17 protein-coding genes and 1 pseudogene are annotated in these 23,632 nt (G+C 64.1%); 5 read left to right on the top strand and 13 right to left on the bottom strand.

Translation table 11 applies throughout. The features are described from left to right. Positions 1 to 5 precede the first annotated feature (5 nt). The 7 genes from HNQ40_RS05835 to HNQ40_RS05865 form a co-directional block, all read right to left on the bottom strand. Positions 6 to 2,000 (bottom strand): hypothetical protein, encoded by a 1,995-nt coding sequence (locus HNQ40_RS05835; RefSeq protein ID WP_184676942.1) that lies wholly within the window; start codon positions 1,998 to 2,000, stop codon positions 6 to 8. 57 nt (positions 2,001 to 2,057) lie between these two features. Next, the gene (locus HNQ40_RS05840) at positions 2,058 to 3,437 is read right to left on the bottom strand and encodes an alpha-L-fucosidase (RefSeq protein ID WP_184676943.1); all 1,380 of its coding nucleotides are present in this window, start codon (positions 3,435 to 3,437) and stop codon (positions 2,058 to 2,060) included. Positions 3,438 to 3,493: 56 nt separating this feature from the next. After that, entirely contained in the window at positions 3,494 to 4,681 is a 1,188-nt protein-coding gene (locus HNQ40_RS05845) for a glycoside hydrolase family 117 protein (RefSeq protein WP_184676944.1), read from the bottom strand. 195 nt (positions 4,682 to 4,876) lie between these two features. Then, on the bottom strand, positions 4,877 to 6,061 hold the full coding sequence (locus HNQ40_RS05850) for a glycoside hydrolase family 117 protein (RefSeq protein WP_184676945.1): 1,185 nt from the start codon (positions 6,059 to 6,061) through the stop codon (positions 4,877 to 4,879). Positions 6,062 to 6,256: 195 nt separating this feature from the next. Then, positions 6,257 to 6,916, bottom strand: coding sequence for a bifunctional 4-hydroxy-2-oxoglutarate aldolase/2-dehydro-3-deoxy-phosphogluconate aldolase (locus tag HNQ40_RS05855; RefSeq protein WP_184676946.1), 660 nt, complete (start codon positions 6,914 to 6,916; stop codon positions 6,257 to 6,259). Between the two features lie 93 nt (positions 6,917 to 7,009). Next, positions 7,010 to 7,924 (bottom strand): family 16 glycosylhydrolase, encoded by a 915-nt coding sequence (locus HNQ40_RS05860; protein WP_184676947.1) that lies wholly within the window; start codon positions 7,922 to 7,924, stop codon positions 7,010 to 7,012. Between the two features lie 140 nt (positions 7,925 to 8,064). Next, on the bottom strand, positions 8,065 to 9,252 hold the full coding sequence (locus HNQ40_RS05865) for a glycoside hydrolase family 117 protein (protein ID WP_184676948.1): 1,188 nt from the start codon (positions 9,250 to 9,252) through the stop codon (positions 8,065 to 8,067). Between the two features lie 153 nt (positions 9,253 to 9,405). Here HNQ40_RS05865 and HNQ40_RS18770 point away from each other — a divergent pair. Beyond that, positions 9,406 to 9,672, top strand: a pseudogene (locus tag HNQ40_RS18770) (sulfatase-like hydrolase/transferase); the annotation flags it as partial. Further along, on the top strand, positions 9,609 to 11,204 hold the full coding sequence (locus tag HNQ40_RS05870) for a sulfatase-like hydrolase/transferase (protein ID WP_246402783.1): 1,596 nt from the start codon (positions 9,609 to 9,611) through the stop codon (positions 11,202 to 11,204). The pseudogene HNQ40_RS18770 and the gene HNQ40_RS05870, both read left to right, overlap by 64 nt. A 550-nt stretch (positions 11,205 to 11,754) precedes the next feature. Here HNQ40_RS05870 and HNQ40_RS05875 read toward each other — a convergent pair. Beyond that, positions 11,755 to 12,324 (bottom strand): hypothetical protein, encoded by a 570-nt coding sequence (locus HNQ40_RS05875; RefSeq protein ID WP_184676949.1) that lies wholly within the window; start codon positions 12,322 to 12,324, stop codon positions 11,755 to 11,757. Between the two features lie 146 nt (positions 12,325 to 12,470). Between HNQ40_RS05875 and HNQ40_RS05880 the strand changes: the two genes are divergently transcribed. From HNQ40_RS05880 to HNQ40_RS05890, 3 genes are all read left to right on the top strand, one after another. Next, positions 12,471 to 13,583: a Gfo/Idh/MocA family protein gene (locus HNQ40_RS05880; protein ID WP_184676950.1), complete on the top strand. Its 1,113-nt coding sequence runs from the start codon at positions 12,471 to 12,473 to the stop codon at positions 13,581 to 13,583. Between the two features lie 198 nt (positions 13,584 to 13,781). Then, a complete protein-coding gene (locus HNQ40_RS05885) occupies positions 13,782 to 14,612 on the top strand; it encodes a class I SAM-dependent methyltransferase (RefSeq protein ID WP_184676951.1) in 831 nt (276 codons plus the stop codon). A gap of 115 nt (positions 14,613 to 14,727) precedes the next feature. Further along, positions 14,728 to 16,572 (top strand): hypothetical protein, encoded by a 1,845-nt coding sequence (locus HNQ40_RS05890; RefSeq protein WP_184676952.1) that lies wholly within the window; start codon positions 14,728 to 14,730, stop codon positions 16,570 to 16,572. Here HNQ40_RS05890 and HNQ40_RS05895 read toward each other — a convergent pair. From HNQ40_RS05895 to HNQ40_RS05915, 5 genes are all read right to left on the bottom strand, one after another. After that, positions 16,566 to 18,749 (bottom strand): GH92 family glycosyl hydrolase, encoded by a 2,184-nt coding sequence (locus HNQ40_RS05895; protein WP_184676953.1) that lies wholly within the window; start codon positions 18,747 to 18,749, stop codon positions 16,566 to 16,568. The two genes, HNQ40_RS05890 and HNQ40_RS05895, sit on opposite strands and share 7 nt — an antisense overlap. Before the next feature lie 26 nt (positions 18,750 to 18,775). Then, the gene (locus HNQ40_RS05900) at positions 18,776 to 20,062 is read right to left on the bottom strand and encodes a glycosyltransferase family 4 protein (RefSeq protein ID WP_184676954.1); all 1,287 of its coding nucleotides are present in this window, start codon (positions 20,060 to 20,062) and stop codon (positions 18,776 to 18,778) included. A gap of 352 nt (positions 20,063 to 20,414) precedes the next feature. Then, positions 20,415 to 21,086, bottom strand: coding sequence for a PEP-CTERM sorting domain-containing protein (locus tag HNQ40_RS05905; protein ID WP_184676955.1), 672 nt, complete (start codon positions 21,084 to 21,086; stop codon positions 20,415 to 20,417). A gap of 336 nt (positions 21,087 to 21,422) precedes the next feature. Further along, entirely contained in the window at positions 21,423 to 22,445 is a 1,023-nt protein-coding gene (locus HNQ40_RS05910) for a phosphotransferase family protein (RefSeq protein ID WP_184676956.1), read from the bottom strand. 146 nt (positions 22,446 to 22,591) lie between these two features. After that, positions 22,592 to 23,581 carry an acyl-CoA desaturase gene (locus tag HNQ40_RS05915; protein WP_184676957.1) on the bottom strand — a complete coding sequence of 330 codons (990 nt, stop codon included), beginning with the start codon at positions 23,579 to 23,581 and terminating at the stop codon, positions 22,592 to 22,594. Positions 23,582 to 23,632: the final 51 nt, after the last annotated feature.

Consider the following 23,632-nt stretch of genomic DNA (forward strand, 5'->3'; position numbering starts at 1 on the left):
CAGTATCACTCTGAGGCTCGCGACACCCGCAGGACCACCGAGCCGATGCCGCCGCCTGTGCCGTCGGGGAAGCTGACCTCCACCGCGTTCTCGGCTTCGAGCCATTCGGCCGGGATACGAACCCGCTTGAGGGCGCCGTATTCGTCGGCGTACTTGTGCTTGCGGTCCAAGCGGTCGGCCGAGTCTTCTACGGGGATCGTGACCGCATGGCCGTTGAACTTCACCGCGAGGTCGCGGTCCGTGCCGTGGGGTCGGCCGACCGCAATGCGGAGCGTGACCGTCTCGGCGTCTTCCACGTCCGGCACCGCGACCTTGAACGTCGCCGAATCCTGACCCGTCAGTTCGACACACGACCGGTCGCCATAGTGCACCGATTCCTCGAAACGCTGCGCCTCAACGATCGGCTCAGCGTACGTCGCGACCACCACCACCGATTCCTGCGGCGCGAGCGTGAGTGCATCCACGCTTTCGACCGATTGCTCGGAGTAGTTCGGTGTGAAGTCCTCGTTGCGGCTCAAACGACGCAGCTCGTAAGACTGCACCTCATCCGCGTTGGCGATGTCGAGCGTCACGTCCTGCGGCACACCCGCCAGGTTGTTAAGCACGATAAACAGACGGTCCCCATCGACAAACGATTGCTGCTGGATGTCCGGGTCGATCGACCAGCCGCGGACGCGTCGGCCGTCGACATCCTTGAACACCTTCCAGAAGTCCACCATACGCGACTCGACCCACTCCTCAGCCGGGGATTGGTGATCTTTCGAAACCAGCAGCGCCGCGTAGTGGTCGGGCTTCCAACTCGAGGCCTCCAGCAGGATGAACGGAATCGCCTTCTCGACCGTATGCGGGTGGTCCATGAAGGTCAGCGTGTGGGCGATCGCGCCGTTGACCATCATGAAGTCGGTGATCTCCTTCTGCTTCATCCAGCGGTCCCAGTCAGACAGCTCGGGGAACAGGCGTACACCCAACGCATCGATCTGGTCGTAACGGACGGCGGTGTCGACCATGTACGCGCCGTGCTCGCTGATGACCACGTCGATTTCCTTGCCGTGCTCCAGCACGGTGTAGTTCACGAGCGCATCGAGGTCGGCGTCCATCGGCAGGCCGCCGGTGACGCGGGCGTCGAACGTCTGGGCCTCTTCGTCCCAGATCGTGTAGTCGTACGGGTGGAAGGAATAGAAATCCAGATCGCACTCGGTCTGGTCGATGAAGTGGCCCATGGTTTTGGGCAGCGTCTGGTAGTTGTTCTTGAAGTACTGCGACGTCGGGAAGCAAGGCCCGCCGACCTCCATGTTCAGGCCCGCCTCGTCGCGGTAGTTCTTGAAGCCCTCGTGCAGGCCGAAGAACGATTCGTCGTTGTACACGTTGAAGAACCAGTCGGGTTCGTTCAAGCCCTCAAACCAGCGTGGGCGGTCCCAGTCGTTAAACCGGTGATTCAGGTACGCGATCATGCCCTCGGCCGCGGCGTCGTGGTCCTTGACCATCGGGTGGTGGCCGGTGGTGTCTTCCTCGCGGACGTAGGTCTCCATGAACGGCGGCCAGGTCGTCTTCAGGAAGTTTTCGGTACCCACGAGGTCCAGCCCGTCGGGGAACATCTCGCGCAATTGGTCATCGAACTTGCCCGGCGTACGGGGCGGCTCGTTCTTGAGCCGATCGATATCGACCCGCCCCGGACGGTCGGGGTCTTCGAAGACGATTTCTTCGTAGGTGTGCCCCGCCAAGAGCAGGTTCACCCGTCGGCCGAACGTGATGCCCAGCTCGCGGAAGTAATAGTCGAACTGCTCTTGGCTAAGCTCATCCAAGCCGTCGCCCGCCGATTGGGCGATGCTGAAATACTGTTGGCGGTTTAGGTCGGAGTGGCCTTCGATCGACCAGGTCTGCGTCGGGTCGACGGTCACGGTGCTGGCAGTCGTGCGGGTACTCACCGCGTCGGTGGATGAACAGCCGACAACGCCAAGCAGGAGAACGGCAAAACTAGCGAGACACAGGCGGGGTTGCATAGTGATCCTTGCGCAAATGAAGTTGATTACGGGTGAGGTAATGGATTCAGTAGGCGTTCAGAGCGTTTCGATCTTGAACACATTGGCGAGCGGGCTGGACGTGAAGCCGTCGGGCAGGTCGATGACCAAGCCGTCGTCGCCGTGTTCCCAAGCCAGCGGCGCATCGCTACCCAGAAGCGACACGTTCTTGAGGGTGTCGGGCATGACCTTGAAGTTCGTGCTCAACGCCTGCACCACCACCCGTCCGCCGACCGGCTCGCCGAGGCAGGTGGCGTAGAGCGACGTGCCGTTGACGGTCAGGCGGATGTCCTCGGGGGTGAACAGCGTGGTGGCGAAGTGGTCGTTGTGGTGATACGAGCCGGGGTTCAACGGTTTGATCACCGTCGGCCCCTCGCCGAAGACCGACCAGGGCGAAGCGCCGTAGATCGCTTCGCCGTGGACCTTCAGCCACTGCCCGACCGCGTCGAGCGTGCCGCGCACCTCATCCGAAAAACTCCCGTCCGGCAGCGGCGGCACATTGAGCAGGAGGATGCCGTTCTTGCTGACGATGTCGACCAGAGCCCGGACGATGTTGGCCGCCGACCGCAACGGCAGGCCCTCGCGGTGGAACCAGCCGTGCACGTTCCAGTCGGGCGAAATATTCATGTCCACGTCGGTCATCCACGGGTCGTAGGCGACGTGGTCGAGCAGGCCGTTCTCCAGGTCGCGCATGCCGACGCCCGGCGGGATGTCGTGGGACTTGTAGATGAACTCGATGTCGGCCCCGCGCCGCTGCGCATCGTTGAACAGGTAGGCGAGGAAGGCCCGCTGGTTGTGGTCCGACAGCCGTTCGATCCCGCCGGGCGGGAAGTGCCCGGGGTTGGGCGCGTCGGGGTCGTAGGGCGTCGACTCGTCGGGCCCGAGGTAGTGGGACTGGTGAACGATCTTGAGGTGATGGGACTGCTTGGTGCCGCCGAAGCTGGCGTCGACCCAGAAGACATCGGGGTGGTGCAGATCGACGGCTTCCATCGCGCGCTCCATCCAGCCGTCGTCGCTGATGCTGTGAAACGAGCCGAAGAACTTCAGGCCGCGGGCGCGGATCGCCGTCGCCAACTCGCCCATGATGTCGCGGTGCGGGTTCTGCTTCACGCTGTTGAAATCATCGAGCTTGCTGTCCCAGTGCAGGAACGGGCTGCCGTGCCAGCAGATCGGCCCGGCGAATTTCGCGCCGGTCTTCTCGAACAGCTCGGCCCACTCCGCGGGATCGAATGCCTCGGCCGTGAAATACTCGACCGCCTGCTCGGGCGTGTAGTCTTCACAGCCCGGCTGCTGCTGGATCGACCCGAGCCCCCAGTGGCAGTACATCCCGAACTTCGCATCGATCAGCCACTGCGGCGTCTGGTGTCGGCGGAGCGAGGTCCAGGTGGGTTCGAACTCGGGGGTGTCGACGCTGGGCATACTGATTCCTTCCGTCCCCGCAGACCGCGGGATTGAATACTTAAGACGCGATTATTCTACCCGCCTACGGCATCCCGCTCGCGCTGCTTGCGCTGCTCAGGCGTCAACGGCTGGGCGTAGTAGAACTCGGGCTTGTGGAAGACGCGCGTGGATTTAAACGCCGGGTCGCCGGGTTCACGGCGGAGGTCGCAGTCGAACCGCGTCAGCACCGAGTACTGCTTGTCCGGCGTGCCCGCGTTGATGAAGTGGCCAAAGCCCCAGGTCACGCCCTGCCCGTCGCCGGTGTCGGTGAAGGCGTCGGGGGTGTAGAACTTCGCGGCGTTCGGGCCGAACTCAACGATCGAGGCGATCTCGAAGTTCACCCCGTCTTCCGCGTACTGGATCGTGTAGTGCTCGGGCCCGTCACGCAGCACCATCGCCGCGATGCCCGACTTCCACGGGAACAGCGTCACCTCGTGCCCCGAGTTGAGCACGGGGTTAAGCGGGTGCTTCTCGAACGGCTTCAGCGGGTCGTCGGAGATCGCCAGGCCCATCGTGATCCACACGCAGCCCGGGCGATTGAACGCGGACTTGTAGTAGCAGTAGATCTTGCCGTCGCGCACGAGCATGCACGGGCCGTGCACCGCGTACTGGTCCCACTCGCCTTCCTTGCCCGTCGGGATCACCTCCGCATCGACGGGCGTCCACGGCCCATCGGGCGAATCCGAGTGCGACACCGCGATCGGGCAGTAGTCACCCCGCAAACCGCTGGGCTCGGTGAACGCCTGGTAGTACAGGTAGAACCGCCCTTCCCACTTCAGGATGTCGGGCGTGCACACCGCGCGCCAACCCACTTGCGGCTTGGGCGGACGCGGCACCGCGACGCCCTGCTCTTCCCAGACAAAGCCGTCTTTGCTCGTGGCGTACCACACTTCGCCGAGGTCCCAGTCGGCCGAGGCGACGGTGTCGGTCGCGTCCTTGGCGCCTTCCATGCCCAGGCAAGGCGTCTCGGTGTCGCGTTTGGTGTACCAGACGTAGTACTGCCCGTTCTCGTAGATGATCTTCGAGGGGTCGCGGCGCGAGACGGTGCCATCGCCGTCGCTGTAGTCGAAGCCGACCAGGGGCGTGTACTTGAAGTTGGTGAACAGCGGGTTCTCTTCCGGGCGTGAGAACGGCCGGGTGTCGGCCTGACGCTGCATCGCGGCGCTGAGCGGTCGGTCCCAAACCTCGGGCGTCACGGTGTACGGAAACGCGTCTTCAGACATCAGCGGCTACCTCAAAAACAAGACGACTTGATTGATCTTCTCCCCTCCCTTGGGGGAGGGGCCGGGGGAGGGTGCCGAGGCGTGCGGTTGCAACGCGGTTTCGGGCAAGGCTTCACACCCTCCCCTAACCCCTCCCTCAAGGGAGGGGGATCAAGCCTGCCCTTCCGGTGGGATAGAAATTCACAAGCGTTCGAATCACTGCGGCTTCGCCGCAGCACGTTCCTTTTGCTTCTCTTCCGGCAGCGGATGCGAGAAGTAGAACTCGGGCTTGTGCAGGTACTTGGTCGTCTTGAACAGCGGGTCGAATTTGTCGCGACGCAGGTCGCAGTCGAACCGCGCCAGGATCGAGTGTTCCGTGCCCGGGCCGCCCGCGTTGACGAAGTGACACAAGCCCCAGGTCACGCCTGGGCCGTCGCCGCTGTCTTCGAACGCGTCGGGGTCGAAGAACTTCGCGGCGGTGGGCGCGAGCTCGACGATCGACGCGATGTCGAAGTTCACCCAGTCCTCGGCGTACTGCATGGTGTAGTGCTCGTTGCCGTCCTGGATGAGCAGCGCCGCGACGCCTTCCTTGAACGGGAACATCGCGACCTCGTGGCCGGAGTTCATCACCGGGTTCAGCGGGTGCTTCTCGAACGGCTTCAGCGGATCGTCCGAGATCGCCAGCCCCATCGCGACCCACAACCGGTCGGGGCGGTTGAACGCGGACTTGTAGTAGCAGTAGATCTTGTCGTTGTGGACGAGCATGCACGGGCCGTGAACCGCAAACTGGTCCCACTCGCCTTCCTTGCCGGTGGGGATGATCACGCCTTCTTCCGGGGTCCACGGCCCATCGGGCGAGTCGGAGTGCGACACCGCGATCGGGCAGTAGTCGCCCCGCAGACCGCTCGGCTCGGTGAAGGCCTGGTAGTAGAGGTAGAACCGCCCCTTCCACTTGAGGATGTCGGGCGTGCACACCGAGCGGAAGCCGACCTGCGGCTTGGGCGGGCGCGGCACGGCGACGCCCTGCTCTTCCCAGGTGAAGCCGTCGTCACTGGTCGCGTACCAGACTTCGGCCAGGTCCCAGTCGGCCGAGGCCACGGTGTCGGTCGCGTCCTTCGCGCCCTTCATCCCCAAGCAAGGCGTTTCGGTGTCGCGCTTGGTGTACCAGACGTAGTACTTGCCGTTCTCGAACAGGATCTTCGACGGGTCACGGCGGGTGGTGGTGCCGTCGCCGTCGCTGTAGTCGAAGCCCTTGAGCGGGGTGTACTTGAAGTTGGTGAACAGCGGGTTGTCTTCGGGGCGCTCGTTGGGGTAGTGGTAGAAGCTGCGCTTCATCGCGGCACTGAGCTCGCGGTTCTTGGTGTCGGGGGTGACGGTATACGGGAAGGCTTCGGTGGACATGGGGGGCTCGGGTGGGTGGATTCTTCGGCTGAGTCATCGAGGCCCGCGGAAGAGAAGCGGGATGACGAGTTGGGTCAAAATATTAACAATTATCAGTTTTTACGCCAGTAAATTCTGGTATTCACCCGTAATAAGCCCGAATGAGCTGGGAAATCTGCCCCGTGGGCCCCGATTGATTCCGCGGAGAAGTTCGGGCTACTGGTGGCCGCGGGCGAGATTAGCCGCCTCGCACCAGACCTTGGCCCGCTCGGTTAAGCCCTCCCAATCACCCCGGCGGACCAAGTCGGGATCGATCATCGTCCCCCCCACGCCCACCGCGGTCGCCCCCGCCCGGAAATAGTCGGGCAAGTCATCCAGCGTCAGGTGCCCCGTCGGGACCAGGCGGAGCATGTCCAAGGGGGCCAACACGTTGCCGATGTACCGCGGCCCCAGGTCCTCGGCCGGGAAGACCTTCACCGCCGTCGCCCCCGCCCGCCACGCCGCCAACGCCTCGCTCGGCGTGAACGCGCCCGGCAATACCGGCACCCCCCGCTCCACCGCCCATTGAACCACCGGCAGCTCCGTCGTCGGCGTTACCAAAAACTCCGCCCCCGCCTCCACCGCACGCTCGGCCGACTCCACATCCAACACCGTCCCCGCGCCGATCAGCCCCGTGTCTTCATCCGTCCGCGCTTTACGCACCGCCCGGATCGACTCGCACACCCCCGGCGTGTTCATCGTCACCTCGACCAACCCCAAGCCCCCCGCGCCGAGCGCCCGCACCACCGGCACGACATCCACCGGCTCGGGCCAACGAAAAATCCCCACCACCGGGCAACGCGCCACCGCCGACTCAAATCGTTCTGCAAGGTCCATCGTCTGAGTGTGCGCGACAACACGGCGCATGACAAGCCCCGCCACACACATGCCCTGATGTAGGGTGAACAAACGCAGACGCTCTCGGAATTCTTATTCCCCCGCGTCGATCTTCTCCAGCGTCCAAGCGCGGATGTAGTCGTACCGCGTCGTGTTGAGCCGATCGTTTTTCAGGTTTTCCATAATCGGCGGGTGTTCCCAGGAATACGTCTCGCACACGGCGTTCAAAAACATCGGCTTGTCGAACGGCGTGGGCTCGATGTCGGTCGGGAACTCGATCGTGTGCACCTTCTTGCCGTTGAGGTAGAAGTGCATCGTCGTCGCGTCCACCCACCAGCAGCCGTAGCGGTGGAACGCGGTGTTCACCCGCTTGCCCTTGGGCAGATTGGTATTGCCGCCCTGCTTCAGGTTGGTGGGATTGCCCTCGGCGTCGGGGATGTCGCGGTACACCACGTGCGTGTTGGACTTCATCTGCGTCGCAAACGCCGGGAACCGCTGGGCGTTGCCGACCGCTTCCATGATGTCGAGCTCGGTCGACTTGACGATCTCGTCGTCCTTGTGCGGCCGCCGCTTCAGCCAGAACGTGGTCGACGTCGCGACACTCGAGGCCTTCACGCGCGTCTCGTAGTAGCCGTAGAACGCGCCCTGCTCGACCGACTGGATCGCGCCGCACGCGATGGTCCACTTGCCGTCTTCCTGGGGCGGGTCGAGCGGGGTGCTCTTGATCGTGAGAAAACCCTTCTCGACACTCACGTTCTCCGCGACAAACAAACCGGGCGGCCGACCCTTCCAGCCGGGGAAGATGTTGTTCCACTTGGTGCGATCAAGCTCGTCGCCATCGAACTCGTCGCTGTACTGCTCGTTGAGCACCCACTTGTAACCCGCGGGAGCCTTCACCGGCGGCTTTGGGATACGCTTCTTCTTCTCCGTCGGCTCGGACACCGACACCCCGGCAACACAAAACAGCAAACAAACAATCAGCAGACCGCAGCAGACGCGAAGATTCATAGCAGAGTTCCTGGAATAGTGGATTTAACTATTTTATCGACGTAACCCCCAACGCGAAAGCCCCCGCGATTCCCCCGCCATCAACGCCCCAAACCCCACGCCGACGCTGAGCCCGTGGGCGAAGCATCTGGTACCGCGCCTCACGCGTTCCGCGCCGCCTCCGCCCGCGCCGCCCGCTGCTCTTCGCTCAACCCCTGCGCCCAATACGTCTCGGGCTTGTGCAGATACGTCGTCGACTTGAACGCCGGGTCGCCCGGCTCACGGTGCAGATCACAATCGAACCGCGTCAGCATGCTGTGCTGCGTCGTCGGCGTGCCTGCGTTCACAAAGTGCGACAACCCCCAACGCACGCCCTGTCCGTCCCCCGAATCGGTAAACGCATCGGGCACATACAACCCCGCCGCCGTGGGCATCAACTCGACGATCGATTCGATCTCGAAGTTCACCCAGTCCTTGGCGTACTGCACCGTGTAGTGCTCGGGCCCATCGCGGATCACCAGCGCCGCGACACCTTCCTTATACGGAAACAGCGCCGTCTCGTGCCCCGAGTTCATCACCGGGTTCAATGGGTGTTTCTCAAACGGCCCCAACGGATCGCGGCTGATCGCCAAACCCTGCCCCAGCCACATGTGACCGGGCCGATTGAACACCGACTTGTAATAGATATAGATCTGCCCATCGTGCACCAGCGGATACGGATCATGAATCGCGAACTGATCCCACTCGCCCTCAGCGCCGTTCGGCAACACCACGCCGTCGCTGCGCGTCCAGGGGCCGTCCGGCGAATCCGCCGAGGACACGCACACCGGGCAGTAGTCCCCCCGCAACCCGCTGGGCTCCAAAAACGCTTGGTAATAAAGGTAAAATCTGCCTTCCCACTTCAGGATGTCGGGCGTACATACCGACCGCCAACCCACCGTCGGCTGAGGCGGCCGCTCGATCGCCACGCCCTGCTCTTCCCAAACGAAGCCGTCCTCGCTCGTCGCGTACCAGACTTCCGCCAAGTCCCAGTCCGCCGACGGGATCACACCCGTCGCTTCCTTAGCTCTACCCATCCCGACCGGCGCGGCACTCGTCTCCCGCCGTGTGTACCACACGTAGTACTTGCCGTTCTCCCGGATCACCTTCGACGCATCGCGCCGCGACACCGTGCCGTCACCATCGCGGTAATCGAAACCTTCGAGCGGCGTGTACTTGAAGTTCGTAAACAGCGGGTTTTCCTGCGGCCGCGAATAAGGCCGCTTGTCCGCTTGACGCTGCATCGCCGCGCTGAGCGGCCGATCAAAAGTTTCGGGGGTGACGGTGTACGGAAACGCTTTGGTGGGCATCAAAAACTTTCGTGTCAAAACTGAGTGATCCAGCGAAGCCAGAATCTAATTCGACGACTGCGGCTTGAAACCACCGCCCAGATGGTCGATTGTAACCCGCGGTAAAATCAGCTTCACCCGCCTTCGCCTCGTAACCCACACAGCGGCGCCGCCATGCCCGACCACGCCACCTCAAACCCGCCGCCCAACATCCTCTGGATCCTCACCGACGACCAGCGCCCCGACTCGTTGGCCCGCTACAACCGGGCCACCCTCGGCACCGACGAAAGCACGCTGGGCCACGTCATGTCGCCCCACACCGATCGGCTCGCCGCCGAGGGCGTATTGTTCACCCGGGCGTTCTGCAACTCACCGATGTGCACGCCGTCCCGAGGCTCGATGCACACCGGCCGATACCCGTTCCGAACCGGGCACTACCGCTTCACCGGCACGCATCAGCAGCCCGACTTCGTGCGCCCCACCGTGTCGCAGGTGCTGCGCGCTACAGCACCTCCGTCTTCGGCAAGACCGGCTGGGGCATCCGCAAACACCTCGACCCCGACCAGAACCAGCGCGACGACTTCTTCGACCACACCGTCGAGTTCCAGGCCGACCTTGAACAACACGGCTTCGGCGACATCTTCTACAGCGCCGGCCAATACGATTTCATCGACGGCATCATCAGCCCCGTCTTCACGAAAGAAACCGTCCAATACCCCGGCGGCGAAGCCCACACCTACCACACCCAGCGACGCGACGAGCCGATCCCCGAAGACGAATTGGAGATCAAAGAGAAGGTCGAACGGGAGTTCGACATCCTGCGTGCCTACACCCGGCTCAACAAGGGGCTCATCCTCGGTGGCGTGAACCCGCAACCCGCCGGGCAAACCGTGGATGGCCACGTCGTCACCGAGTTCTGCAATCACCTGCAAAATGCGGGGAAAAACTACGAAACCCTGGCGGGTAAAACAGCTCAAGGCGTCGACCCCGACAAGCCGTTGTTTAGTCACCTGAGTTTCCACTGGCCGCACACGCCGGTGCTGCCGCCACAGGAGTACCGCAACCTGTTTAAAGACTTGCCGTATGACCTGCCGGAGTTTTCGACGGATGAACTCTCGCGTTTCCCCCCGCAGCTCGTCACGCTGTACAACGAGTGTAAGACCGACGGGCTGAAAGACGAAGAAAAACTCCAGGCCGTCCGCGACTACTACGCGTTCTGTGCTTATGGCGATGCGCTGATCGGCCGGGCGGTGGAGGAATTCAAGACCTACTGCGAGAAACAAGGCCGGGAGTACCTCATCGTCTTCACCGTCGGCGACAACGGCTGGCACCTCGGCGAACAGGGCATCATGGCGAAGTTCGGGCCGTGGCGGCAGTCGCTGCACAACGCCGCCATCGTTGTGTCGTCCGACCCCGACACCTACCCGGCCGGGCAGGTCTGTCACGACATGGTGGAGTTTGTCGACTTCGCGCCGACGCTGCTGACCGGTGCGGGCATCGATGTGGACACACCGGAGTACGACCACCTCGACGGCTACGACCTGCACCGCACGCTCGATGGCAACGCCCCGAAACGCGACTACGTCCTGGGCGAGCTCAACGTCGTCTGCGGCCACCGCGCGTTCCTGCGTACCGACGACTTCGCGTTTTCCATGCGCACCCGCGACATGTGGGACCAGGGCCGCGCGCCCGACCTCAACCACGACGTCACCTGGGCGCTCACCTGCGACCGGCCCAAGGCCGACCTGGCGTTGTACGACCTGCGTGTCGATCCGCTGGAGCGCAACAACGTGGCCGAGGACCACGCCTACCGCGGGCTGGCCGACTGGTTCCGCGAGAAGCTCGGGACCATCGTCCTGGGTGACGGCCGGATCGAGTGCGATTGGAGGAAGCCCAACAGCTACAGCCTCAGCAACTTCGCCGGCGGTGCCCACGACCACCAACTCAACATCCCCGAAGAACTGATCCCGTAGGTCAGGCATGCTTGCCTGACACGGCTCATCGAAACTTTGCGTCAGGCAGGCATGCCTGACCTACAAGCCCCGCTCCATGCGCAGCCCAAGCCCCTAAGCCCCCAACACCCAACCCCTAATTGCCAAAGAGCGAACGCTCGGCCCTCGGTGGACGCACGCATCGGCCCGCGCGCCCACCAACTCACCATCAACCGTCGTCCTCGACCCGCGTGTTGGGGGTGGCTACGCGATTACGCGGTAGTCCATCGTGTCTGTTGCCGGCAAGGTGGCTCACCGACGAACGCCGAAACCCCCGCGCTTCAAGACGCGAGCCCGGCCCTCCCGACGCGCCCGGCGAGACAGTCCTTGCCTGCCACCGCCCCGCCGCCGTCGGGTGCCGATTCATACTCTCCTCCAACAAGGGACGCGGCGCGCCCCCAGTGCGCACGGAGACGTCGTGCGTCTTGCCCCACCGTGCGTAAACCGTGCAATCACTTACAGATGATTGAATGGACTGAATCAATATTTTTGTGCGTCGTGGGCGCAAGACCGTGCGCACCCCAACGTCGCTTCAATCCGTTGCCAAGACCTCACGATACGCCCCGGCAAACAGGAACGACGACTTGCCGTAGATGCCGTAGCCGTTGATCTCGTAGGTCCTCAGCTCGGCCCCGCCATCGCCCGTCGCCACAGCGACACGTTCCTTAAAGCTTTCCAAAGTCCCCGGCCGATCGGCGTGCCAGAACAAGTACCCATCACTCCACGTGCCGAAGTGCAGCGAACGTTCGCCGTTGGACTTCACCACGGTGCACACCAGCCGGCCCTGCGCGTCCTGATAGTTCGCGGCCTCGGCGGTGGTCACGTTGCCGTCCTGATCCGTTTCGTGGAACGTCGCCCGCTGGATCGCACCGTCCCACCGGTAGTGCTGCTTTACGTCCAACGTGGTCAGCAGCGATCCGTCGGGCCGATACACCTTGAACCGCCCTTCCCAGCGCCCGGTCCACGGGTCAAGGATCGCCCGGTTCTCATCCGAGATCGCCTCGCCCGGCTCGGGGAACTCGAGCGCCCCACTGCTTGGCACCACCAGGAACAACGTCAAGACCAGCGGCAAAATCCAGCAACCGGGGCGTGCGTATTTCATAACGGATTTTAGCCGACCGAGCGGCGCTTCATACCCAATCCGCCATTGGCGGAATTGCCCCGAAGCATCACGTCCTTCGCACTATCATTTTGGCTGAAGCAGCGGCGTGTCGCCGGGGCTTGGCACAACAGATCGAGAGGCCTTCCATGTCCAAACCCACCGCCAGCCAACCCCTGGGCCTCGGCGTGCTCGGCCTCGGCGAGGGGCGGAGCGTGATCAGTGCTGCACTCAGCAGCGACCGCTGGCAACTCCGCGTGCTCTGCGACCTCGACGAGGAGCTCTGCAAAGAGCGTTGCGTAGAATTTGATTTCGATCGCTATACGCTGTCCTACGAGGATATGCTCGCCGACGCAGCGGTCGACGTCGTGGCGATCTACACGCCCGACCGTTTCCACGCCGACCACATCGAGCAGGCCCTCGCGGCGGGCAAGCACGTCATCTGCACCAAGCCGCTGATCGACGACCTCAAAGACGCGCCCCGGTTACTCGAGCTCGCCGCCAGCGCAGACCGCCACGTCTTCGTGGGGCAGAGCACGCGGTTCTTCGAGGGGTTTATGCGGCAGCGGGCCGAGTTCGACGCGGGGGTGCTGGGTGAGCTGGTCACGCTCGAGACGCACTACCACGCCGACCACCGCTGGTTCATCGACAAACCCATGACCGATCCGTCGCGGTACAAGCCGTTGTTCGGCGGCGGCAGCCACCCCGTCGACCTCGTCCGCTGGTACCTGCCGGACATCGACACGGTCGTGGCGTACGGCGACATGAGCCCCAACGGCGCAGACGTGGGCCTGGTCCACCCCGACACGATCCATGCGCTGTTCCGTGCTGCGGACGGGCGCGTGGCCCACACGAGTGGTTGCTACAACACGCCGGTGGAGCCGAGCGACTTCACGTCAGAGATCCGCTGCACACTGCGCGGGGCGCAAGGCGCGAGTCACGCCGACTACCCCGAGCTGCGCTACGCCCGCTCGGCCGCCGGCAAGCCGCACCACGTCGAGACCTACGAAGACAAACGATCTCACTACTTCCGCTTCGGCGGCCACTCGCACCACGCCGGCGAATACCAGAACTACATCGACTTCTTCGCGGATCACCTGGCCGAGGGCAAAACACCGCAGCCGGGCCTGATCGAAGGCATCGGGACCGTCGCGGTCATGGCCGCCCTCGAACACTCCATGGCCACCGGCAAGCAGATCGTCATGTCCGACTTCCTCACCGCCCACGGCCTGCCCGGCGACCTGCTCGCCCCTCGAGATTAGAGATGCCCCTTCGAACAGCGCGCGTGGGCTCTTGCCTTAGTCCCCTCTCCCCCCGGGAGAGGGTTAGGGTGAGGGAACTCGGGGCCCTTTCGATCAACACATCCTCATAGCCCCCGACAGTTCAAGCCGCCCTCACCCCAGCCCTCTCCCGGGGGGAGAGGGAGTCAAGGCAGCTCCGCCATTACTTAAACTACGCCCATGCCCAAGTACGAGCCCTTCGATTGGTACGAAACCCCGATCTATTACGACATCATCTTCGATGTTGATACTGAGAAAGAAGCCCGCTTCCTCGAGCAGTGTCACGAGCTCCACGCGACCCCTCGTGCTGACCCGAAAGACGGCGCACCTGGTTCACTATCGGTCCTCGAACCCGCGTGCGGCAGCGGCCGACTGATGGCCGAGCTCGCGGGGCGCGGGCACCACGTCGCGGGGGTGGACCTCTCAGCGGGCATGCTCGACTTCGCCCGCAAACGCTTCAAGCAAGATTGCGTCACCGGCGAACTGCTCGAAGCGCCGATGCAGGACTTCGACTTCCAGCACGCGGGCCCGTTCGACCTCGCCCACATCCTCGTCAGCTCGTTCAAGTACCTGCAGAACGGTGACGACGCTGCGGCGTGCCTCAACTGCGTCTGCGACCACCTCCGCGTCGGCGGTGTGTTCGTGCTCGGCCTCCACACCACCGAACCCGGCCAGACCGAACGCGTCCTCGAACGTTGGCGGGCCCAACGCGACCACCTCGATGTCGTCTGTACCATCCGCTCCGACCCGCCCGATTATCGAAAGCGCACCGAAGCGATGCGCAGCCGCATCGTTGCGCGCGATCTCAAACGCCCGGCCGACGAACCCAAGCGCTACGAATCCAACTGGACCTTCCGCACCTACAGCCCCGGCCAACTCCGCTCGCTCCTCCGCAAAGCCCCCCGCTTCAAACACCTGGCCACGTACACCTTCCACCACGATATCCACGAACGCACCCGCCTCGACGGCGACGATTTGGGTGTCGTACTCGTGCTGCGGCGCGAACGCTAGCGACAACCTTCGTAGCTGCAGGTAACCCCAAAACACGTCACAATGATGTGGGTTCCACTGCCTTTTGCCCCACTCACATTTCTGTCCGAGAGGTGTTTCTTTGAAGTCCAACCCCATGCTGAAATATATCACCTTGAGCGTACTCGCCGCCGCGAGCCTGAATAGCGGGGCCGACGAGCCCGCCGTGGTCACGGCCGATCTGCAGCAACGCCACATCCTCGGCGACACGTCTGAGCTTGATCGCAGCAAGTTCTTCAACGTGCACAGCGGCTACGCCGGGGCCGCGCTCACGCCCGATGACCTCGAACAACTCAAGCAGCTCAACGTTGGTTTCGGCCGGGCGTTTGATGGGCCGTTTAGCGCCCACAAGTCCGGGCCGCCCTACCCCGACACCGAAACGATCAAGGCAAAAGCTGAGGAGGTGATCGCCGCCGCGTGTGATCATCCGCTTTACCCCTACCGCACGACGCGGCGCATCATGACCAACAGCGTGGACGACGGGTTCCACATGGAGGCCGACCCCAAGGAGATGGCCCGCTTCGCCGCGGACGTCATCGAGTTTCACTACGAAGACGACACCCGGCCGGACTTCTACTCGCCGCTTGCGATTCCCTTTGTCGCCGCGGGCAAGTACGGCGAAGATCAGGCCGAGGTCCGCGCCCGCATGGCCGCCGTCTTCGCGGAAGTCGGCAAGGAGATCGATCGGCGTGGTTTGTCCACGCAGGTCCTGGGCTACACGTCGGCCTGGCCGATGATGCACTACTGGGACTTCAAGCACTGGCAGGACCGCATGCAGATGTTCATGGACGTCGCCGGGCCGCACATCGACGCGATGTGTTTCCTGCTGCTCGACGCAACACACATGCAGCAGCCCGACAACCGCCGCAGCGGCAGCCGGGCCGAGGCGTTGCTTGACCTGGTCGAGACCTACGGCGCGATCCAGTGGGGCGAGCCCAAGCCCTTCGCCTTCAGCGAATACGGCGACGTCTCCCACGGCTGGCCCCACGGCACGACCTACACCCCCGCCCGTTCGTCCGCCGAGCTCAACTCGTACAACCACTTCCTCTTCCAACTGCTCGCCCGGGAAGACCGCGTGTTGATCGCCGTCCCGTTTCTCACCACTAAGAGCCCGTGGTACTACAACCAGCCGCGTAACGAACGCCAGCCCTACTCGGCCGACCTCTGGCGGCCCGACCCCGAGAGCTTCGTCGATGGGAAGCCGACCCGCTTCCTCGAAACCGAGAAGATGGAGTTCTATCGGCTGTGGCGTGATGTGCGTGGGCACCGGGCGGTGACGCAATCGACCGACCCCGATGTCGTGGCGTATACCTTCGTCGACGGGGCCGAGACATTCATCTGCCTGAACAACTTTGAAGACGGGCCGCGTGAAGTCATCCTCGACGTGCCGGGCACGCTGCCCGCCGCCGCAGCGATCACCGTTAAGCGGCTGTATGTGCCCAAGCAGCAGGCCGTGATCTACACCAGGAAGAAGGCCGATGCGCTTCCGACGTCGTTAACCCTGGAAGCGCACGAAACCGTGATCTTCCACGTGACCCATGCCGAAGCCGTGGCGCCGTCGACCACCGTGAAGACACGCACCCACTACAGCCACGACTTCCTCCAGCCGATCGGCGCCGACCAGCCCGTGGCCATCCGCATCACCGGCGTTGAAACCGACGGCCTGACCGCCGCCACGCTTCGCCTCGGACTGGCGCGAGAACACGACCTCAGCAAACAACCCAAGCTCGTCGTCAACGGACGCGACATCCCCTTCCCCGACGACTGGATCGGCGGCGACCAAGCCCACCGCAAGCAGGGCTTCTTCGGCGCGATCGCCATCCCGGTTCCTGCGGACACGATCGCTCAAGACAACGAGATCACGCTGACCTTCCCCGACGACGGCGGCCGGGTGAGTACCGCCGTTCTGGAAGTCACCGGCAAGGTCGCAAACGATCAGTGACCCGCGGCCGTAACGGCGGTGCCCCACGCCCCGGGTTGTTCGGACATCGTCAACCGCAGCGTGCCGCCGAGCAACTCCGCCCAGCGCAGGAACGGTTGATCGAGCGGCTGGTCGTTCAGGGTTGCGCCGCTGACGTATCGGCAGGTGTCGCTGGTGCCGGGCGCTTCGATGATGAAGTCGCCGCCGGGCAGGTGCGTGACGGAGCGTTCGAAGACGGGCGAGCCGATGATGAACAGGTCTTGCCCCGCCACGGGGAACAGGCCCTTCGCCGAGCAGACGTACCACGAGGTCATGCCGCCCGAGTCGTCGTTGCCGACCATACCGCCGGGCGTGGGGGTGAAGAGCTTGAGGCCTTCGCGAACGATGTCGCAGACACGGTCGTGTCGGCCGAGGAAGGCATAAATGTACGGCACCTCCATGTCCGGCTCGTTGCACAGGCCCTCGAACCGGTGCATGCGGTAGCCCGCCTCCAACTCCTCGACAGACGGCGTGAGGCCGACGCGTGGCGCGGGCTCGCCCTCGAAGCCGAAGAACTGATCGAGCTGCGTGATCAACGGCTCGGCCCCGCCGGACAACGCGATACGGCCGGGGATGTCGTGGAGCAGGCGGAACGAGTAGTTCCACTTGCCGCCCTCATAGAACGTGGAGTGTTGCAGCAGCCCGGTCTCGGGGTTGTAGGCGTTTTTCCAGTACGCGGCCTTCTCGGCCATCTGGGCGTATAGCCGATCGTCGCCGATGTGCTGCGCGATGCGGGCCGTGCAGTAGCAGCCGTAGGCGAGGTCGAGCGTGTGCGTGATCGGGTGGACGATGCCCTGGTGAACGAACGCTTCGCCCGTGCCGCCGCGCGAGATGTCGCCGGCCATGACGGTCGCGGCGCGTTCCCAGTCGATGCCGTCGATGCCGCGGGTCAGCGCGTCCGCGATCGTGACGTGTGACAGCGCACTGGCCTGGTGGGCGAAACGGTCGAACCCGCGCGCCATGCGGTAGCCGATCGGGAAGTTGCCTTCGATCTCAACGATGTTGAGTAGCGCATTGACAAAGTCGCGGCCGAAGTCGGGGTAGAGACTCAGCGCCAAAGGCAGCTGCGTCTTGTACATATCCCACATCGTCGACATGTCGAAATAGAACGGCCCGTCCCACGGCCAAAACGGCGATTCGTCCCGCGCCTCGCAGGGCTTGACCAGACACCGATACTGCGATGTGCGGAACACCTTGCGTTGCGCCTCGGTACCGCCCTCGACTTCGATTGCGCCGAGCTTGTCCGCCCAGCGGTCCGCGGCGCGCTGCGCCGTGACCTCAAACCGCCGCGTTGGCTGGTTCTTCCGTGCCTTGCGGATCGTGCGCAGGCTGAATCCGAGGCGCAGCTCGAGTTGATGCCCCGCCTTCACCGGCATCGTGAACAACACGCCGAACGGCTTGAACGTCGACGGGCGGATGTAGTGGTAGGACAGGTCTTCCTGGTCCTCGAGGATCTGGCCGTCTTCCCACAGCTGCGCGACGGGTTCGTCTTCGTAGTTGCGCAGCGTCGCGGCGGTGCAGAGCGACACGCCTTCGAGCACCACGTCGGACTGGGCGGTGTTGATGCCGTCGGTGGTGCAGTTGCCGCGGAGCGGGATGGTTTGGCCGTCTTCGATCGCGATGCCGCCGTGAGAGAAATCGATGGCGATCATCGCCTCGCAGTCCTGGGCGAAGGTGTAGCGGTGCACCGCGCCGCGCGACGTCACGGAGAGCTCGGCCGTGATGCCCGTCCCGTTGAGTTCACAGGCGTAGTAGCCCGGCCGGGCGACTTCGTTCTCGAGCTTGTGCGGCTTGTCGATCGCGTCGAGCCCGCCCATCGCGTCGGTCAGCGGGACAACCCGTGCGTAGTTGTAGTACTTGCGGATCGCGCCCACGCCCGAGGGGTGGAAGTGCGTGAAGCCACGGCCGCGCTTGGCGTCGTCGAGCGTGGCGGGCACGCCCTGCAAGCACTTGCCCCATCGGCCGTAGCCCGTCGGGTAGCCGCCGGTGTACGCGCAGGCCGAGACCATGCCGAACGGCAGCGTCGCGCCCGGGTGCGTGTTGCCGATGAGCGGCTTGGGGAAGAACCATTTCGACGCGAGCCCCTGGGGCACGACCACATCCATCGGCTCGGAGCCGACGAACGGATCGACGTCTTCAAGGATGTTGGACTTACTCATCCGCAGTAGCTTAACCGCCCCGGCGTTTAGGCCGTGACCGCCACGGCTTTCTCGGCCGACACCGGCAGCTGACGCAGCAGGTTGCGGAACACCTCCGCCCGGTCGAACTGCATCGCGTACTGCCGTGCATCGGCGCTGAGCTGGTGCCGCTGCTCGGTGGTCATGCCGAACGCTTCGTCGAGCGCGCGGGTCAGGTCTTTCACATTGCCGGCTTCGTGGTAGATGCACTGGTCGCCGGTCGCCTCGGGGATGCCGCCCGTGCGGGTCGTGACGACCGGGCCCAGGCCGCCGGCCAGCATCTTCTCGGCGATCGCGATGCCGAACGTCTCGGTGAACTCCGGGCGAGCCTTGCTGGGCAGGCAGTACATCGCGCAGCCGTGCATGAGCAGGCCCTTCTCTTCGTCGCCCACGTCGTGCAGGATCACGATGTTCGGGTCCGCGTCGGTCAGGGCGTGGAGCCGTTCGCTCTCGGGGCCGTTGCCGCAGATGACCAGCTTCTTCTCGCCGTAGGCGTCCGACGCGCGGTAGGCGTGCACCAGGTCGTCCACGCCCTTGGCCCGGGCGAGTCGGCTGAGGAACATGATGTAGCCGTCCTTCTCCAGGCCGCGCTCGCTGAGCGCCTCGGCGACGCGCTTGGGGTGCTGCTCGACGCGGAGGTACTGCGACGTGTCGATCGCGGGGTAGCTGATCTTGACCCGCTCGCGCAGCGCTTCTTCGTAGCGCGTGCCGACGATTTCATCCACCTTCCGCCCCGCTTCAAAGATCAGGTCGCGTGTGTAGTCCGACACCGCGACCGGCAGCTCGTGGCGCAGGAAGCTGCTGAGCACGAGTTGGGCCGCGCCGATCTCGTTGGACTTGAGCGCCGCGTTCACCACGTTGGTGATGTCCGATCCCACCGCCTCGGCCACCGTGGCGACGCGCTGGTCCGAACCGAAGTAATCAAACGCTTCGATGGCGTTCATCACCATCATGCCGTGCGGCACGATGTAGAGGTCCATCACCATCGTGGGACCCTCAAACTCGTTGAGCAGGTCCATCAGGTGGCCGGAGATCGCGTAGCCGAGTCGGCCGTCGAGCACCTTGTAGTCACCCACCGGCTCGGGGCGGTCGACCGTGATGCCCTGCGAATACGACTGCACCGACTCCAACGGCTTGAGCGGCAGCCCGGAGGTCTTGAGCGTCTCGATCGGGTAACTGACGATGTGGATGCGGTCGAAACCCGCCGCGTGCGCCGCCTCGGCGAGGTTGCGGGCCTCGGTCGAGTGGCCACAAATGATCGGGTCGGCCCGGACGAGAATAACCAGGTTACGCATACCCGAAGCCCCTCCGCGGTCGGCACGAGGCATGGGCACCTCATCGCTGACGATACGGATACGGCTGGACAGATCGGTAGATGGGGATGTAGTGATAGCTGCCTCGATTCGCGAATGAAACTATTCGAAACGATAAGCAGGCCGTCACCGGCGGCGAGTAGGAGGGTTAGCGCCTCGCCAACGCGTCACCGATGCTAGAAACATCGAGACGATAAATCAATGAAAATCTGAACCGCATTCCGCCCCCACCTCCCGCAAGACGCACCAACCCCCTTCCTCACCAAAAACTCACCCTCTCCGCCCCCTCGGAAGTGGCGGAAAAAGTCAGTCTGCAAGATGAGGTGGGTTGCGATCAGCCGCGGCGACGGCGGGCGATGATCAAACCGCCCAGGCCGAGCAACGCGAGGCTGGCCGGCTCGGGCACGAGGAACGCCTGGAAGTCGGTGACGATGAAGTTCGCGTTGCCCTGGCTGAAGTCGTTGTCGATCGTGCCAAAGAGGTTCTCGAACCCGAAGCGGGTGACGACGTCGCCGATCGCGGTGGAATCGAGCAGCAACTCGGTGGCGGTCTGCAGGTCGTTGCCGAAGTTCAGCGGCTCGAGGCCCGGGTCGGTGCCGAGGGCGAGAGTAAGGTCGAAGTTTTCGCCGAGCTGCAACGGCGGCGGGCCGAAGAAAAAGCTGATCTCGTCTTCGCCGACGAAGATGTCGCCGGTTTCATCGAAGATGACCTGGAGGAATCCGCCTGTGCCATCGTCGACGAAAACGTTGAGGCCGTAGATCGCGTTGGGGTAGACGAAGTTGACGTTATCGAAGGGCGTGCTGCTGTCGTAGAAGAAAAACCCGTCGACCGGGCCCAAGCCGAAGAAGGCGTCGTCTTCATTGGCGATGAAGTCGATCTCGCCCGAGAAAAACACCTCGATCTCGTTGGCGGCGGCGGGTCGTTCAGACACCGCAAAGCCGACGACAGCCAACGCCGCGACCAGAGCGATCCGGCAGGCGAACGCGTATTTCTGAAACAGAGCCATGTCTCTTCTCTCCAATAGAAATGGTGCAGGCCTTATGAGCATATGCAATCCCTAGGGTGTTTCAAGGATTTTGAGGCGGCATTCGGATTAGAAATCGGCAAGTCGAGACGTCGGGACGTTCGAAAGCGCGGGATTACCCCTAATTTCCACTGGGGCTGTCATCGTGAATTGGCGGCAAAGTGCTGCGGCAGGCGTGGGCCCTGCAGCGTGAGTGCCAAATCCTCAGGGGATGCAGAGAACAGCTCGATGCCCATTCCTTATATCCCCCTTTCTCCCCAGAGCGCACCCGAGTGATGCCGCGTGAGCAAGCTCAACCCACAAGCTCCCACCACACACTCATGCCCCGCACATCTCCAGCGCACGCCGGGTCATGTGCTCGCTGTACGGGCTGATCTTCCAATGTCCCGGGCTCCAGCCCACCAGGAACCGTTGAAAGTCCGCCCACGCAAAGGGGTACAGCCGGCGCCAATCCGCTTCGAGAGCCGCCCGGTCGACCGCTGCCTCGCGCTCCTGCAGCGCCGCGCCCAGCGCCTCGAAGTACACCCCCAGCACGCGGTCCTCCTCCCGGAAACATTCCTCGGCATCCAGGCACCCGCCCACCAGATACGCCAGGTCTTTCATCGCGCAGCCGCCGCCCACATACTGAAAATCCACCGCCGCCACCCCGCCGTCGTTGGCCGCCCCCGCTTCGGGAAAACAGAAGTTCGCCAGCTTCGCGTCGCCGTGGACCACCGTCTGGAACGGGCTGGCGTCGAGCGCGTGGTCGATGGCCGCCGCCGACCGCTTGAGCGCTCCGTCCGCCATCCGCGCCCACTCGTCCGGCCGGGTGCCCAGCTGCCAGTACGTGCCCTTGTCCCACAGCCCCTTCGGCCGCTCCCCCATGAACGTCCCGTGAAACGCCGCCAGCCACCGCACGCACGCATCCAATTCGTCAAGCGTCGCCCCCGCCACCCCGGTCACCCGCCGCGGATACCCGCTGGCGTCCACGTCTTCCATGAACAGCAAACGCTCGTCATCCCACTCCGCAAACCCCAAACACCGCGGCACCCGGCACGCCGCCGGGCAACGCCCGCTCCACTCGCCGTACCAACGCGTCTCCACCGCGTACGACTCCGCTTTCCGCTTCGCCGACCGATCCGTGTTCCACCCCCGCGGATGGTCGATCTCCGACGGCATCTTCACATGCTTCACCACCGCACACCCCGGCTCACCTTCGCCCCGCTCCGCCTGCCCCAACCCACCCATCCACCGCACTCGCGCCACCTGCCCGCAGCCACTCCAAAGCTCTTGGATCACCTGCACCTCAAGCAGATCCTCGGTGCCGAGTAGTTCGCAGAGTCTTGTGTTCAACAGGGACATTGGTACGGGTTATACGCCACCCCGAACGTAAACGCATTCACTCCGGGAACCGCAAGTGCGGGCGGTCGTTCAGGCAAAGGCCGCCGGCGAGGGCCCGGCCCTTGTCGAGAACAAGAAGTAACCCCCGATTTCATCCGCTCTCCGCCTCACTGCGCCGCCGCGGCGAGCCGTTTCTCGTGCGGCACGCGCACGTCCCACGCCAGGCCCAGCTTCTTCAGCGTCCAGATCACGCACCAGCCCGCATCGAACTGCCACCACTTCAAACCGCACCGCGACGAGTTCGGGAACGCGTGGTGGTTGTTGTGCCAACCCTCGCCCATCCCGATGAAGCCCATGATGAAGTTGTTCCGCGCGTGATCCCCGCTCTTGAACGGCCGACTGCCCCACAGGTGACACACCGAGTTCACCGACCACGTGATGTGGTGCACTAGGAAGATCCGCACCACCCCGCCCCACAACAACCCCAGCCCCGCGGCGAACCAGCTCTGGTACCACAGCCCCGAGATCACCGTCGGGATAATCAGCCCGACCATGACCCACAGCCCGTTGCTCTCGTCCACCATCTTCACGCCCGACGGCACGCAGAACTCCGGGGCGTACTTCTCTTCGCTGGGGTGCTCGCGGTACTTGTCGGTGAACCAGCCGATGTGGGCGTGCCAAAAACCCTTGACCGCGCCGCGTACGCCGTGCTCTTCGTGGGTGTGCGGCGAGTGCGGGTCGCCGTCGCGATCGCTGTGGCTGTGGTGTCGGCGGTGGTTCGCGACAAACCTTCGCACCGTGCCCTCGGCCGCCATCGCCCCGATGATCGCCAGCGCCACCCGCACCGACGCGGTGGTCTTGAACGCCCGGTGGGCGAACAGCCGGTGGTACCCCACCGACACGCCCAGGATCGTCGCCGACCCCATCCCCAGCATCAGCACCACGTGCAGCCAACCCACGCCCACGCCCCACAGCGACGCGATCGCAAACGCCACCAACACCGCCGGAACAATCACAAACGCCAGGTTCACCCAACGCTCCACCCACCCCATGTGCACGTGCGGCTCGCCCTCGGGCGCCGCAAACTGCCCCGTCTCCTCGTCCGGCTCGGGCGCAGCGGCAGCGATAGCGCCCCGCTTGGTGTCTAGCGTGGTCATGTGCGAATCATCCGTGTGTGAGGTGAAGGGCAGAAGCATCCCGCTCCGCCG

Origin of the sequence: Algisphaera agarilytica, from assembly GCF_014207595.1 — a bacterium.
GTDB classification, from domain to species: domain Bacteria; phylum Planctomycetota; class Phycisphaerae; order Phycisphaerales; family Phycisphaeraceae; genus Algisphaera; species Algisphaera agarilytica.

Coding starts and splice junctions, on each gene's coding strand:
- HNQ40_RS05835 (WP_184676942.1), bottom strand. CDS start 2,000: ATGCAACCCCGCCTGTGTCTCGCTAGTTTTGCCGTTCTCCTGCTTGGC.
- HNQ40_RS05840 (WP_184676943.1), bottom strand. CDS start 3,437: ATGCCCAGCGTCGACACCCCCGAGTTCGAACCCACCTGGACCTCGCTC.
- HNQ40_RS05845 (WP_184676944.1), bottom strand. CDS start 4,681: ATGTCTGAAGACGCGTTTCCGTACACCGTGACGCCCGAGGTTTGGGAC.
- HNQ40_RS05850 (WP_184676945.1), bottom strand. CDS start 6,061: ATGTCCACCGAAGCCTTCCCGTATACCGTCACCCCCGACACCAAGAAC.
- HNQ40_RS05855 (WP_184676946.1), bottom strand. CDS start 6,916: ATGGACCTTGCAGAACGATTTGAGTCGGCGGTGGCGCGTTGCCCGGTG.
- HNQ40_RS05860 (WP_184676947.1), bottom strand. CDS start 7,924: ATGAATCTTCGCGTCTGCTGCGGTCTGCTGATTGTTTGTTTGCTGTTT.
- HNQ40_RS05865 (WP_184676948.1), bottom strand. CDS start 9,252: ATGCCCACCAAAGCGTTTCCGTACACCGTCACCCCCGAAACTTTTGAT.
- HNQ40_RS05875 (WP_184676949.1), bottom strand. CDS start 12,324: ATGAAATACGCACGCCCCGGTTGCTGGATTTTGCCGCTGGTCTTGACG.
- HNQ40_RS05880 (WP_184676950.1), top strand. CDS start 12,471: ATGTCCAAACCCACCGCCAGCCAACCCCTGGGCCTCGGCGTGCTCGGC.
- HNQ40_RS05885 (WP_184676951.1), top strand. CDS start 13,782: ATGCCCAAGTACGAGCCCTTCGATTGGTACGAAACCCCGATCTATTAC.
- HNQ40_RS05890 (WP_184676952.1), top strand. CDS start 14,728: ATGCTGAAATATATCACCTTGAGCGTACTCGCCGCCGCGAGCCTGAAT.
- HNQ40_RS05895 (WP_184676953.1), bottom strand. CDS start 18,749: ATGAGTAAGTCCAACATCCTTGAAGACGTCGATCCGTTCGTCGGCTCC.
- HNQ40_RS05900 (WP_184676954.1), bottom strand. CDS start 20,062: ATGCGTAACCTGGTTATTCTCGTCCGGGCCGACCCGATCATTTGTGGC.
- HNQ40_RS05905 (WP_184676955.1), bottom strand. CDS start 21,086: ATGGCTCTGTTTCAGAAATACGCGTTCGCCTGCCGGATCGCTCTGGTC.
- HNQ40_RS05910 (WP_184676956.1), bottom strand. CDS start 22,445: ATGTCCCTGTTGAACACAAGACTCTGCGAACTACTCGGCACCGAGGAT.
- HNQ40_RS05915 (WP_184676957.1), bottom strand. CDS start 23,581: ATGACCACGCTAGACACCAAGCGGGGCGCTATCGCTGCCGCTGCGCCC.